Annotated in this window: 14 protein-coding genes; 2 read left to right on the top strand and 12 right to left on the bottom strand. The window is 42.1% G+C overall.

Annotated elements, in window-relative coordinates; all coding sequences use genetic code 11:
• Window positions 1–72 precede the first annotated feature (72 nt).
• Window positions 73–1,458, top strand: coding sequence for an MFS transporter (locus ACH59B_RS12220; RefSeq protein ID WP_019687240.1), 1,386 nt, complete (start codon window positions 73–75; stop codon window positions 1,456–1,458).
• Between the two features lie 77 nt (window positions 1,459–1,535).
• Here the strand turns inward: ACH59B_RS12220 and ACH59B_RS12215 are convergent, their stop codons facing one another.
• From ACH59B_RS12215 to ACH59B_RS12190, 6 genes are all read right to left on the bottom strand, one after another.
• Complete coding sequence (locus ACH59B_RS12215) at window positions 1,536–1,763, bottom strand: DinB family protein (RefSeq protein WP_404303864.1); 228 nt, start codon at window positions 1,761–1,763, stop codon at window positions 1,536–1,538.
• Complete coding sequence (locus ACH59B_RS12210; RefSeq protein ID WP_249507462.1) at window positions 1,735–2,529, bottom strand: SDR family NAD(P)-dependent oxidoreductase; 795 nt, start codon at window positions 2,527–2,529, stop codon at window positions 1,735–1,737. Before ACH59B_RS12210 ends, ACH59B_RS12215 begins: the two co-directional genes overlap by 29 nt.
• A 212-nt stretch (window positions 2,530–2,741) precedes the next feature.
• Window positions 2,742–3,791 (bottom strand): AraC family transcriptional regulator, encoded by a 1,050-nt coding sequence (locus ACH59B_RS12205; protein ID WP_249507461.1) that lies wholly within the window; start codon window positions 3,789–3,791, stop codon window positions 2,742–2,744.
• 263 nt (window positions 3,792–4,054) lie between these two features.
• Entirely contained in the window at window positions 4,055–5,077 is a 1,023-nt protein-coding gene (locus ACH59B_RS12200) for an NADH:flavin oxidoreductase/NADH oxidase (protein WP_016818765.1), read from the bottom strand.
• Window positions 5,078–5,292: 215 nt separating this feature from the next.
• Window positions 5,293–5,721 carry a MarR family winged helix-turn-helix transcriptional regulator gene (locus ACH59B_RS12195; RefSeq protein ID WP_016818764.1) on the bottom strand — a complete coding sequence of 143 codons (429 nt, stop codon included), beginning with the start codon at window positions 5,719–5,721 and terminating at the stop codon, window positions 5,293–5,295.
• A gap of 253 nt (window positions 5,722–5,974) precedes the next feature.
• On the bottom strand, window positions 5,975–6,238 hold the full coding sequence (locus tag ACH59B_RS12190) for a WGxxGxxG family protein (protein ID WP_016818763.1): 264 nt from the start codon (window positions 6,236–6,238) through the stop codon (window positions 5,975–5,977).
• 151 nt (window positions 6,239–6,389) lie between these two features.
• Here ACH59B_RS12190 and ACH59B_RS12185 point away from each other — a divergent pair, with 151 nt between their 5' ends.
• Complete coding sequence (locus ACH59B_RS12185; RefSeq protein ID WP_016818762.1) at window positions 6,390–6,908, top strand: DUF3231 family protein; 519 nt, start codon at window positions 6,390–6,392, stop codon at window positions 6,906–6,908.
• Window positions 6,909–7,018: 110 nt separating this feature from the next.
• Here the strand turns inward: ACH59B_RS12185 and ACH59B_RS12180 are convergent, their stop codons facing one another.
• From ACH59B_RS12180 to ACH59B_RS12155, 6 genes are all read right to left on the bottom strand, one after another.
• Window positions 7,019–8,083, bottom strand: a complete 1,065-nt coding sequence (locus tag ACH59B_RS12180) for a Gfo/Idh/MocA family protein (protein ID WP_017426882.1) — start codon at window positions 8,081–8,083, stop codon at window positions 7,019–7,021.
• Between the two features lie 156 nt (window positions 8,084–8,239).
• Window positions 8,240–8,962, bottom strand: coding sequence for a hypothetical protein (locus ACH59B_RS12175; RefSeq protein ID WP_068981553.1), 723 nt, complete (start codon window positions 8,960–8,962; stop codon window positions 8,240–8,242).
• 167 nt (window positions 8,963–9,129) lie between these two features.
• Window positions 9,130–10,731 carry an alpha-amylase family glycosyl hydrolase gene (locus tag ACH59B_RS12170; RefSeq protein ID WP_017426880.1) on the bottom strand — a complete coding sequence of 534 codons (1,602 nt, stop codon included), beginning with the start codon at window positions 10,729–10,731 and terminating at the stop codon, window positions 9,130–9,132.
• Window positions 10,732–10,925: 194 nt separating this feature from the next.
• Window positions 10,926–11,768 carry a carbohydrate ABC transporter permease gene (locus ACH59B_RS12165; RefSeq protein ID WP_013371135.1) on the bottom strand — a complete coding sequence of 281 codons (843 nt, stop codon included), beginning with the start codon at window positions 11,766–11,768 and terminating at the stop codon, window positions 10,926–10,928.
• Window positions 11,769–11,796: 28 nt separating this feature from the next.
• Window positions 11,797–12,675 (bottom strand): carbohydrate ABC transporter permease, encoded by an 879-nt coding sequence (locus ACH59B_RS12160; protein WP_016818758.1) that lies wholly within the window; start codon window positions 12,673–12,675, stop codon window positions 11,797–11,799.
• A 78-nt stretch (window positions 12,676–12,753) separates the two neighbouring features.
• Entirely contained in the window at window positions 12,754–14,055 is a 1,302-nt protein-coding gene (locus ACH59B_RS12155) for an ABC transporter substrate-binding protein (protein ID WP_019687230.1), read from the bottom strand.
• Between the last annotated feature and the right edge of the window lie 3 nt (window positions 14,056–14,058).

The raw sequence follows: 14,058 nt of genomic DNA, 5'->3' as shown, positions 1-14,058 counted from the left end.
AACATCAAATGCATTGGAATAAATAATCGATTTCGAGTACGATGACATTAATTCGCTATAGGGGGACCAGAAATGAGTGTTCGCAGCTGGTGGTTAATGATTTCAGTTGGTCTAGGGATACTATTGAATCCATTAAATTCTTCGATGGTTTCTGTTGCTATCCCAAGTCTGCAAAAGGTATTTCGCCTTGACTTTACAGGTGTTTCCTGGATTATTTTTTCTTTCTACATTGCAAGCAGCATCGCTCAACCTGTCATGGGCAAAGCCAGCGATTTATTCGGTCGTAGAAAGATATTTCTTACAGGTCTTGTTGTATCATTCATTGCATCATTACTAGCCCCATTGTCACCAAACTTTGGATCGCTCATCGTGTTCCGCATTGTGCAATCCATCGGAACAAGCATGATGGTTGGGGTTGGAATGGCCATTGTTCGAATCCATATTACAGAGAAACAAGCGACTGCGCTGTCCGTTTTGTCCATTTTCCTATCAGGAGCGGCAGCAATTGGACCCTTTATTGGCGGGGTTTTGATCCATTGGTGGAATTGGCCTGCCATCTTTTTCATCAATATTCCGTTTGTGGTAGCCAGCTTTCTATTGGCTTGGAGGACTATTCCTAAGGACGAATCACCAACATCCGTTGCACGCAACATGTCCTTTCGTAAATGGTTTGATTTAATTGATGCAAGAGGAATCCTGCTCTTCACATTAGGGCTGGTTGCCTTGCTCGTTGGATTACTCTCGGCAAAATCATCTGGGCATATCTCGTTAGAAAACGTCATTGTCGGGTTAATAGGCCTCGGTGCGCTGGGGGCATTCGTACGATATGAGTTAAAAGCGACGTCACCCTTTATTCCTTTACGCACGTTCGCCAAATATCCTGCGTTGACTTGGGTTAATGTCGAATTCATGTTCGTTAACGTACTCTATTACTCGCTTTTTTTCGGACTTCCGTCCTACTTGCAAGTGGTAAGGCATGTAAGCGAGTTCCAAACAGGGATTCTCATGCTGAGCTTAGGCTTGTGCTCGCTAGCTGCTTCTCCAATAGCAGGACGATGGATTGATAAATCAGGACCCAGACCGGCATTACTGGTATCCGCAATCCTGATGACATTGGGATCTGTGTGGCTTGTAACATTAAATCCAACTTCTCCGGTGATCAGCGTGTGTTTGGCTTTGGCTGCATTCGGTATTAGCAACGGACTGAACAATGTAGGTATGCAAGCAGCCTTGTTCCAAAGTTCTCCAAAAGAAATAATCGGTGTAGCATCCGGATTGTTTAATACATCAAGATATCTGGGAACCATTTTCTCTTCATTGTTGATAGGTATCGTAATGGGAGGTAAGTTCAGCTTTGAGGGATTTCAAGTGCTTGGGATTGTCCTTACGGTAATTGCATTGACTTTGGTATTCATGAGTCGGCGACGCCGGGAGTCAGGACAATTGCGAGAGTCATAGGTTCACCGTTTCTTCAAATAAACCCCTCTACTCTTTATTTAACGTTAACTTTTCAACGAAAGAGAAAGGAGTTTAGTTTAAAAACAGCCGAGCGATCGGCTGCTTTTGGTAGCGATGGGTAGGTGACAATAATTCCAGTTCACAGCCCTAATCCAGCTCTCAATCCCTTTATGCAAAGGTAAATTAGCTTCTCTCATCAGGACAGTCATTTGCGCTCGATGGTGTGCTTGATGCATTACGGTAAAACGCATTGAAGCCCTGTTCGCAGTAAAAATATTAAAAAATAGTTGGCACCATTCCCCCATCTATACGGATTGGAGAGCCCTTAAATGCGGCTGCATAAGGACTACATACAAATGTAGCTAGTCTACCTATTTCTATAGGTCTAATAAATCGTTGTATTTCGGATTGAGGCAGATTTACAGCCATAAATTGTTTCTCTTTTTCTAAAAAAGTCATATCATCATTGGCATAAATACCCTCAATAATTTGGTGTACATTTTCAGAAAGCGTTGGTCCTGGCATAATCGTATTGACTGTAACTTCTGCTCCTATTGTTAATTTAGATAAGCTTTTTGACAGTGATAACAGCATCGATTTGGTCATACAATACTGTGGCATTTGCCCTGAAGGCATGATTGCTTCTTCACTCGCAATAAAAATAATACGGCCATAATTGTTTTTCAACATTTTAGGTAAATAAAATTTAGATAATCCGTTTGCAGCAAGAACATTAGTACGGAAATATCTTTCCCATACTTCATCATCAACGTCTTCATATTGCATAATTTCATAAATCCCCATATTATTCACTAAGATATCGATATTGGGGTATTTTTCAAACAAAATCTCCCTCTGCTCCAGATCCACAATATCGGCTGTAGCATTTTGAGGAAAGGTCGTTGGAAAATTTGATTTTATTTCATTTACAGTTTGTTCTACCTCTTTATTATTCCGTCCATTAATAAGTACATTCACACCTTCTTTGGCAAGCTCAATGGCTATTGCTTTACCTATACCTTTCGTAGACCCTGTAACTAAAGCTGTTTTATTGTTTAATCCCATATCCATAATACTTTCCTCCCTCTCATTCGTTTATCTTTGCTGGCAAGCGAATTCTTAGCTTATTTTAAAACAACCTTAAGCTCTGGTATTTGATTATATTACCTTGGGCAGCAATGCTCAGTAACTAGCATATTGCGCCAAAGTTCTTGTTTAACACGCCAGATGAATAAGGTCAGTAATTACAAGCTCTCTGTAGAATGAATGGAGTTGGGAAACTATTAATAGATAGTCGATCTTCCTAGCGGTTCTTTTGATATCGGGTTGGTATCTAAATGTGTAGTGCGCCAATTTGAAGGAGTATTCCCTTCCCAAAGACGAAAAGCGCGGTAAAATGAGTTCTGGTCTTCATATCCAATCAAAAAGGCCACTTCTTTTATATCAAGCGAGGGATCTGCCAAGTATTCTAGTGCCTGCTCATGTCTAGCTTGTGTTAACAGTTGTTTAAAGCTCGTATTGTCGTCAGTAAGCCGGCGCTGCAAGGTACGATCGCTCATTCTGAGCTCCTTCGCCACAGCCTGAATGTCGGGGCGTCCTCCGGTGAGGCTACGTTTTATAATCCATTTGACCGCCTCAGTAATTGAGCGGCTGCACTGTTCATCCAGCGACCGGTCCAGAGCGGGTGTGAGAATCTCTAACAACTCTTGGTTGTATGAGACAAAAGTTCGGTCCAGATCTCTTCGATATAACGTCAATCGATTACATTTTGCACCAACCTGGACACTACACCCAAAATAAGCTTCAAGAACCTGCACATCTCCCATGGATTGCGAAAATTCTACGAGCTGCGCCGTCAAAGGCTGGCCAGTGCCTCGGCGCCCAAGCTCCAGAAGACATGCAAGTGTAATACCCGTCAGCATCGGTGGACCGGGCTGTTTGGTATATAGCCATTCCAGTTCTATGGTACAGTGCTCCCCCTCCTCAGTGACACGTAAGGTTTCGGGAGGACATAGTTGTTTGTACCGAGCCATTCGGTTTAGAGCGTCGCGGTAGTCACGAGCGTGGTAAGTCGCTAAGACGGTTGGTGGGTACTTCGCTGTCTCAAAGACAGTTGCAAGCTTAACGATTCCTTTTGCAGTGTCACCAATGAGATCGGAATATGCCTGCCAGATCGCGAGATATTGTACGCTTGTGACTACGGGCTCATGAATAATGGTGAGCGGCAGTCTTGCTTTACAAGCTACGTCGTGAGCGGAAATTCCTAATTGATACAAACCTGTCCAAAATCCTGGTGGAATTTTAATATGGTCAGAAGTATGAGACTTCTTCATACATAGAGACCTCCTTTATTACTTCCATTTTACCTACTAATTGCACTCTCTGATCATTCCAGTATAGTGAATTTTGTTAATATATGCTTACTGAATGTTTGACCACCATAATAAAAAAGCAACCGGCATACCGGTTGCTTTTGAGTCATTTCTACTTCCAAGTTTATTTTCAAGAACACCAGGGTGTATCAACGTGTATGTTAAATTACTATGTTAAAGTATTCTGTCTTCTTAATACCTGGAAGTATAGTAAGGTTTTGTATCTAAAAACCTGTAGTATACTGTTTCGGGATCGTTATTTCTTTTTTCAAGTTTGTTGCGGCTTCAAGAGCCCAGTAAGGATTTCTTAACATTCCTCTCCCGACAGCCACAAGATCTGCATCCTCATTTCCTACTACAGCGTTAGCTAGGATCGGATCATCGAGTCTTCCGACTGCAATGACTGGAACTTCGAGTGCTTGTCTGATTTCTCGAGCAAGTGACACCTGGTATGCTGCGTGACTGCCTGGTCTACCCCATGCAGCGATAGGTCCTTCCCCGCCTGAAGAAATGTCAAAAATATCTACCCCTGCTTGTTGATATTCTTTGGCAAAAGAAATGCTATCTAGAATATCGTACCCGCCTTCTACGTATTCTTTAGCGGAAATGCGCATGATAAGCGGCATGTCTTCCGGCATCTCTGCCTTGGCTGCCTGAATAACTTCTCGACCAAATTTCAGGAGATCTTTCCCGTATTCATCATCTCTTTGGTTGGTAAGAGGCGAATGAAATTGATGGATTAAATATCCGTGAGCTCCATGTAATTCAATGGCATCAAATCCGGCCTTCACAGCACGTGCTACTGCACCGCGGAACTTCTCCACCATTTCTTTAACTTCTTGTGTTGAAAGAGCTCTAGGTAATTTAGATTTCTCATCAAATGGAACAGCGGACGGAGCAACAGGCACTTCAGCATCTTCTGCTTTACGTCCAGCATGAGCAATTTGAATACCTACTTTTGCTCCATAACTATGGCAGGCATCTACAATTCTTTTCAATGCAGGAATTTGCTCATCAGACCACAATCCCAGGTCAAAGTCAGAAATACGTCCATCTGGTTCTACATCAGTCATTTCAACTATAATGAATCCAGTTCCACCAATGGCACGACTTACATAGTGCATAAAATGCCAATCGGTAGCTATACCATCTTTCTTGTCAACAGAATATTGACACATTGGAGGCATGACGACCCGGTTCTTTAATTCCAAGTCTTTAAATTTATAAGGACTAAATAAATCTTTCATTAAGAAAGACCCCTTTCTAGGTTTTATAGTGAACACTCTATTAAATGCATGCACATGCATATAATACAGCATGCATTTTTTATTTGTCAACTATCGTTTAAACTATGCATTTACGTAAATAAAGGCCCAGAGATTGTATTCTCTAGACCTAGGGTTAAATTTTACTCTATTCAGGCATTAAATTTCGTATTAAGTTTTAATTTTATATGAAAGAATTATATTTTTTCAATGAGTGATTGTAATTTTTGCTTCAACTCATCTTTTGAAAGAGCCGACTCCAAAATTTGGTTGAAGGTTTCGAGCGCTCTGTCAAACTTCTTTTCCCCAAAATCAGTCATACTTGTATAGATTCCCCGACGATCATCTTCACATATATGTCTTTGCAAAGCTCCGCAGCTTTTTGCTTCCATTCTAACTACCAGTCTAGATAATGCACTTTGGCTTAACCCAACCATCTCTTGTAAATGCTGCAATCTCAATTTCTTTTCCTCGGTTTGAGATAAGAAATACAGAACCAAAAATTCATTTAAGGATAAACTATAGTTTTCTTGAAGTGCATGTTCCAATTCATCGTTTATGTTCGATTGGAGTTTAGTAAGGGACAGCCAAATATTTAAAAGTTCGATAGTATTGTTGTTATGCATTTCGACTCACCCGTTCTATTCTAAAGTATAAATAACACATATTATAGGAGTCATTATAGGGAATAATTAATTCTATCAGGGTTACTGGAAATGGTCAAAACCCTTAAGAACAGATAGAGGTTATAAAAAATCCTTTCTGAAGCAGTGACTTAAGTGGTCAACACAAAAACACCTTTCAAAATCGGCCTCCTTTTAGAAATGGAAGCATTCTCCTGAAGGTGTTTTTGTTTTGAAACCCATTGTAGTTTACTAATTATTTATGGTCAGATACTCTTTTGCGCATTCCAGCCAGTCCCAGTAACCCAAGTAAGCCAATCCATCCCCAATCCATATCGTTGTCATTATCTACGGCGTTTGCTCGTACACTGTTAGCGTTGTAGGTTGAATTGTTGTTGTGATAAGCATTATTAGCTGTGTCATTGGCCACATCTACATTTGCACTTTGTGCTGATGAAGGAACGACTAAAGCTGCAAAGAAGAACATGGAAGCTACAGCAGTGACTATTTGTTTTTTCATAAAAAGGAATCCTCCCTGAAAGTGTGATGCATATAATTTCTCCAAAAAACTGCTCCTTATTCCATTGTGTAATTACAAATTTATTTGGATACTTTTAATCATTAATTGGAACTATAAGATCGGTGTAAAAAATATTAAAGGAGCGGTTATGATGGGAATATTAAGTGGAAATCCAAAAGATGAACCTATGCACTATGGTGAAATTTCCGGTGTTTGGCAATTTTCATTGGCCGCAAAAGGAGCTCTGTCTTTCTACCAAGCATTCCTGAATCATGCAGGAGATAAGGATTTGAAAAAAACATTGGATGCACTCATTGATCAAGCGAAACTTGAAATTAAAGAGTGTGATACACTCCTTACTGATAATGGGATTGCTCCAGCGCCAGCCTTACCAGAAAGACCTCCAGTGAAACTTGAAGATATTCCTGTTGGTGCGCGCTTCACTGACCCGGAGATTGCTGCTAAAATTGCGTCTGATACCTCATTGGGACTGGTGGCTTGTAGTCAAGTGATGGGGCAATCCATTAGAGAGGATATAGGGGCCTTGTTTGCAAAATATCATGCTACCAAAACTGCTTTAGGAGTTAAGATTCTTCAAATGACTAAAGAAAAAGGATGGCTGGTGCCTCCTCCCCTTCAAGTGAAAAGGCCTGAAGCTGTTGAAGTTTAAAAATAGATTAAATCGCTTCTAGCCATATTCAGAACAGATTGAAAGTTAAAACAATAACCCCCATTATCCTCAATATGAGGACAATGGGGGTTAGATTTGTTTACAATTCGTTAAATATCTCTTCGAATCACGCTTTTGGTCGCTGCCGCCTCAAAAATCGTCTCAATCAGCACCAGTACACGGTGCACTTCTTCGCTTTTGATCGCAAGCTCGGCTTTTCCTTCAATGGTGGAGACAAAATTTTCGTAAAAGCTTTCTGCAGCAGCAGGTATTTTCTCAATCGGGAACTTAAGGGTGGATTCCTCAGACGGAGGTGCCATCGTTTTCGTCAACCCTTGACCTGCTTGAATCGGTTTGGGTTCCACGTGAGCGACATCTGGATTCCGAGTGACAATCTCTCCGCTCAGATCCCAATCCTTGATCACTGCGGTTCCTTCGGTTCCTTTAACATACCAACGCGGCAACTTTACGTAATTCGTTGTACCTACTTCAATGACCGCTGTAAGACCGTCCTTAAACTCAATGAAGCTACTAAAGCCGTCATCCACTTCTGTCCCCAAAATATAACTTAAGGTAGCGGTCACGCTTTCGATTTGACTGTTCGTAATCTGAAGTAGCTGATCCAACAGATGCACTCCCCAATCCAGCAGCATTCCTCCACCATACGCCTTCAATTGCCGCCAATCGCCTGGAATGCCGTTAGCTCCCTGAACCCGCGATTCCAGATGGAAAAGATCGCCAACAGTCTTCCTACTGATTATATCTTTGACAATACGGAAGTCTTCATCCCATCTGCGATTCTGATGTACTGTAAACAGACGATTTTCTTGCTTGGCCACCTCGACAATATCTAAGAAATCTGCGCTCGTGATCGTAACGGGCTTTTCACAAATAACATGTTTGCCAGCTTGCAATGCTTGGATCGCAATTTCTTTATGAACGTCATTAGGCGTTGCTATTAATACAATATCTACGTCCTGATCGCCGAGAACGGCATCTAGACTGGCATAGGTTTTATAGCCGGCTGCTGCAGCCAATTCCATCCGATAATCGACAATATCATATACACCGCCAATGGCAAGCTGCTCAATAGGTTCAATTAATTGAACATGGTAGCTTCCCATACCTCCATAACCAATAATAACTACATTGTATTTCCGATTGTCCATTTTCATTTTCCTTCCACTCCTAAATTGAGCCACCACCTATCAAACGGTTGCTCACGGATCGAATTCAATTGTAAATCGGGTACTGCCATGCAGGTCATCTGTAAGATGTTATTGCATACGCTTTCATTATAAAGGAAATCTTTCCCCAAAAAAAGGGGGATATCAAGATCTAGGGGATTCAGTATTGGATAAATACTCACTCAAGATTTCCTGCATTGACTTCTTTGAATTTTGAAACTGTTTTATTCGATGACCATTAGCACCAGACGGGTGAGGGAACCCCCACAGAATTTTCTTTTCTTGAATTTTCTGTTCATCAAGCAAGCGACGAAGAACAGTCTCGACTGACTTTCCTAGTGGAATAATAAGTGGATACTCTAAACATTCTAATTCAGGAAGAAAAGATTCAAGCACTGCTCCATACAAAAAAGCATGATTAATCATGGAAGGTTGATGTCCATTGTAATTCTCTTTATTTACGAAGACTGGAAAACGAATTAAGGAAGTTGTATGTAACAACGAGCAATCTGAATCAAATAGTTTACGTACATGCGACACTTTCAAAAAATCATGCAATCCTATTTCTTGAAGCATATTTATTAAGTTGTCTCGCATGGAACCGGCCATCCTTGCTGCAAATTTGGCTTTTTTACAAGCTTCCTCATATGACTGTTGATCCTTCAAAGTTACTATGGCAGTTCGAAAGGCAATTTCCATCTGCTGCCAACCGGGTGTAATACCAACTAGCATTACTTTCGCGGAAGAATTGATATATTCATTATGCGGGGAATAGAACATTTCAACGTCTCCCGAAGACTTTAATTTGAAATCATTAATCAGTAATTCGTTTTTAGAATACTTTTGCTTTACCGGTAACGAATTCATCACAGCAACTATACGCTTTTGATGAGTGGAAGAGATCAGGTTGCATCCTCCTTACGAGCTTATATTTGAGTATATATTACAGTTTTACAAGAGGGGTGTTCTTCACACCCCCCACATGTATTTACCAATAAATATCCATCCTTATTGTGGCTGTAAGTTTGCGTAGCTCAGCTCTTTCTATCTTCTTGGGTAATTAAAGAACTGTAAGCGGGAATCGTCACCGTTTCTTTCCTTACTTTAGCATCCTTTGAGGTAGAGAAAACCACTTTCCGCTTTTCCTTATCTCGATCTTTCATCTGGATGGTAACCGGCTCTCCTGACAGATTATGATATACATACAATGTTTCTTTGCCTGAAGAACGTTTGTATGCCGTCACGCTGGCAGAACCTGCTTGGATCGGCTCTAGACTGTCGCTGCGAAGAGCCTCATGTTCTTCCCTCAGACGGATAAGCGTGCGGTAGCTTTCCAGCAGAGAATCATTGTCCCGCAACTGCGCTTCCACCGATACTTCGCCTTTGTTGTATTTGGGTTCCTCCCACTTTGTTTGACCGAGGCCTTCTCCCTTGTACCAGCGCATAGGCTCTCGAAGATACTCATCGGGCTTCTCTCCCTTCATGCCGATCTCTTCCCCATAATAGAGAAACGGCTGACCCGGCAACGTCAAAAGAATGGATGCAGCCAGCTTGGCTTTTCGTACATCCCCGCCCAGCTCGCTCATAACTCGGGTTTGGTCATGATTGCTTAAAAATGGAGCATCGAGTGCCGCCTTATTGTATGATTTGTACAGCTTCAGCGTTTTCTCGGAGAATGTAGCAATACCTTGATCTCGACCGTTTTTCACAGAGTTCAATATCGTTCCGCCCAGGTCAAAATTAAACAGAGAGTGGAGCGATTCGTAATAAGGAGCTATTGTCTCCGGTTTATCCCATACCTCTCCTGCCAGATATACGTTTGGATTTATCTTTTCCATCTCGGAACGGAATTCATTCCACCACGCAATGTTTTTATCGGCACCGTCCTTCGTTTGCCCTTTAAAAATATGCATCGCCGCATCAAGCCGGAAGCCGTCTGCACCTTGCTGTAGCCAATACTTACCGACTTTGATCATTTCCTTGCGGACTTCGGGATTATCAAAATTCAGATCCGGCATCCCGGACCAGAAGGTACCGTAAAAATACCCTTCGCCATTCGGATTCTTATGCCATACCTGCTGGCCCCATGATCCCTTTTCATCCAGGTTTGTATTCTCATCAGCCCATACGTAATAGTCATGGTATTTGCTTTGCGGGTTGGCACTAGCCTCCTTGAACCAAGGGTGCTCGCTACTTGAATGATTGATAACAAGGTCAATGATCACCTTGACACCTTTTCTTTTTGCTTCTTTCGTCAAGGTGCGGAAATCATTCAGATTCCCGTACTGCGGGTCCACTTGATAGTAGTCAGTTACATCATATTTATGGTAGCTTGGAGACGGATTCAGTGGCATGAGCCAGAGACCGCTGACCTGCAAATCCTTACCCGAACGGGGATTGCCGTCGTTTAAGTAATCAAGCTTTTGCGTAATACCTTTTAAATCACCATGTCCGTCCCCGTTCGAATCATAAAAAGAATTGATATAAATTTCGTAAAACACGCCGCTTCCAGCAGAAGTCGGAGGCTTATGCCCGTTCATATCCTGCTCGGCCATTGCACTTGAGGCGAACATCGTGAGCATAGGCACCGTTAACAGGATCGTGGACCATTTTCTTAAGCGTTTGTTACGAGTCAAAACATATCAGCTCCTTTAATTGTTATGGGTGCGCCTTCATTATAAAGAAAAACCACCCAAAAAAAGGGGATATTATTATCTATTATAGTGGAAAATATCGATTTTATTGTTTGATGTCTGTATCGAACAAACTGCCTGGGTTAGAGGATCTTTTTCTGATCCTTAACCCAGGCAGTTTGCTTGCAAGTCTATTTTTATCCTTTTACAGCGGAACCTACCGTCATCGCCCGCTCCACTTGTTCACTCAAGAACAGATACACGAGTACCATCGGTAAGGAGGCAATAGTCATAACAGCCCCCATGGCTCCCCAATCTGTACTATAAGAACCTTGGAAGAAAAGCAAGCCTAGCGGCAATGTCTTCATATTTTCATCAGAAATGAGAATATAGGCCAAAGTGAACTCATTCCAGTTGTTCAAAAATTGAAAAATGGCTACAGTTGCAATTGCAGGTAATGCAAGGGGTACAATGATTTTCAGGAACAGTCTATAAATATTAGCTCCATCCATGCATGCTGCCTCTTCTATCTCCTTAGGGATTCCTGTAAGGAACCCATAGAAAATCATGGACGAGAAAGGAAGGCCAATTGCGATATAAGGAAGAATAAGAGCTCCATACGTATTCGTTAGATTAAAATCGCGAACCAGAATCGCCAGCGGTATCATGATAACCTGAAGTGGCATAAACATTCCTATGGTCATATAAGTCCGGACAGTAGAACGAAATCTCCACCTCATACGAGCCACTGCGAAGGCAAACATCAGAGCTAGTAAAAGGATAAACAGAGTCGAAATCGTTGATACGACCAGACTGTTCAGAAAGTAACGGGGAATATTAAATTGTGTCCAGGCATTAATATAATTTTCGTATCGAAAATGCGTTGGCAGTCCAAATGGGTTAGAGACGAAGATCTCATCGTTGTTCTTTAACGAGTAGGATACCATCCAAAACAACGGGTAGACCGAAACAATTAGATACAACCACAGTGGTATCTGCAGGGCAGCATGTCTGAACTTGCTCAAAGCGGTTTTACTCATTTCGTTCTCCTTTTCAATACACGCCTCATCAGGCGGTTTGTCCGCGGTCGAACAGCTTATTGATAACTACAGTTGCCAATAACGAGATTAATACAAGCAGCACGGATACAGCACACGCATAACCATAGTTGCTCTCCATAAAAGCATAGCGATAAATCATGAATGTCATTGTGTAGTTTGTAGTGCCGGGCCCACCATTTGTCATAATCAGCATCTGCACAAACGCCCCTATTCCAGAGGTTATCGCGATAATGAAGCAAAATTTGTATGTTTCCCTCATTAAAGGAAGCGTAACATGCAGATGCGCTTTCCATTTGCTGCAACCGTCAATTGTGGCCGCCTCAAAGTAGTCTTCGGGTATTGACTTAACTCCCGCATATAACAACGAGAATTGGTATCCCATAAACTGCCAGGCATTAACAAAGGCGATGGCAATAATGGATGTTGTTGGGGAGCTCAACCAATTTTGCTGATACGGGATGTTCAAGAGTTCAAACAGTCGGTTGATTAATCCGTTGGTTGGATCGTAGATTGCAATCCATAGCTGGCACACCACGGTTACCGATAGGACAACTGGGATAAAATAAGCCGTTTTCAGTATTTTCCGCCCGCGTGTACGTGGGTCCGCACAGATTAGTGCCAATATCGTTCCCAGTCCGATCTGAAAGACTGCCAGTACAATTGCAAAGATCAATCCGTTCTTAAGCGAAGTCCCAAGTAGAGGATCGGAGAATAATTCTCGGTAATTATTCAATCCCGAAAAGGTCAGCGTACTAAGACCATCCCAATCATAAAAGCTGCGAAGAACGGTTTGCAAAACAGGATAGATTAGAATCACGCTATACAGTATCAAAGCAGGGAGGAGAAACAGTGCGAGCGCCGGTTTGTTCCCCAAATATTTATTCATGTCTTGCTTCCACCCCTTATCTTTGGAACAGCACCCTCAGCGCCTTATGCCGCCAAGGGTTGCCGATTCCCTGAATTCTCAGTTTTCTTTATTCAATGTGCTATTCAGATTGCTCACAAAATCGTTTTCAGAAAAGTTGTCTACCATCATATTTTGAGTATTGTCATTAATGGTGTTCTGAATTTTTGTATTGCTCAGAAGTTGAGCATATTCCTGCGCATTAGGCAGCAACTCTTTGACAACTCGCTGCATCATTGCTGGAACATTGGAGGCCATTGGCTTATCTACTTTCACTGAAACTATCGGACTTCCAAGTTGAGTGTATCTGTACTCTGCTGACTTCGAGGCAAGGAATGCCGCTACCTTTACGGCTGTTTCCTTATTTTTGCTATTCGCTGATACTGCATAACCTTGCGGAGAACCTGAGCCGTCAATAAAATATTTGGACTTCTCGTAGGTTGCTTCATCCTTTGCAGGCCAGTACATCCAATCGACTTGATCGCCCAGCTTTTCCTGGGAACTGTAAATTTCCCATTGTCCATTCACGAACATGGCAGCTTTGCCCTGATAAAATAGGGAGGATGCCTGATCATAATTGGTGTTCGTAGCGTTGGCATCGAACAATCCGGCTCTTTGCAGTTGCTTCATTTGCTGTGCTGCTGTTACGAATGCTTCTGGCAATGCTTTTACACCCTTCTCCTCAAGTGCTCCAAATCCACGCGGCTGCTCTCTTGTAACCAGTCCGTTATAAAAAGCGGTCGTAATCCATTTTTCCTTTGCAAAGATCGACATCGGTACATAACCAGCAGCTTTTAACTTTTTCGCTGCATCGGCCATCTGATCAATCGTCTTAAGCGGTGTTTTGATTCCTACCTTCTCAAAAATGGACTTGTTGTAATAAATCATTTGGAATTCAATACCAGTTTCAGGGTAAGCATACACATGATTGTCAGGAGCTACCAAGCGCGATTCAACTCCCGGGTTAAGACTCTTCTTGAATTCGGCTGTTGTGTCATAGTTGTCAAGAACCTCGACATTTTTCGATTTTGCAAAAGTTTGCAGGACAGACCAATCCGCTAAATAGACATCCGGCATGTTGCCCGTTGCCGCATATGTTTTAAGCTTCTGGCCTCCGTCCTGCACGGCAGGATCCAGTTCAATTTCTACGTTTGGCATCTTCTTTTTGAGCTCTGCCACCGCATAATCGAACGGCTTAATGGTATCGTCATCGAAATGCTGTGCATACACCTTCAATTTGATCGTTCCGTCCCCTGATCCGTTATTGGAAGAGGCTGAGTTGTCTTCGCCACAAGCAACCAATCCAACGGACATGGTGAGTACTAGCAAGGCTGCACTCCAAATTTTAAGATTTTTTTTCATTTG

The organism is Paenibacillus sp. DP01, from assembly GCF_044784315.1.
Classification (GTDB): Bacteria; Bacillota; Bacilli; order Paenibacillales; family Paenibacillaceae; genus Paenibacillus; species Paenibacillus polymyxa.
The sequence above is the reverse complement of the archived record's forward strand: the minus strand, read 5'-3'. Positions and strand labels throughout refer to the sequence as shown.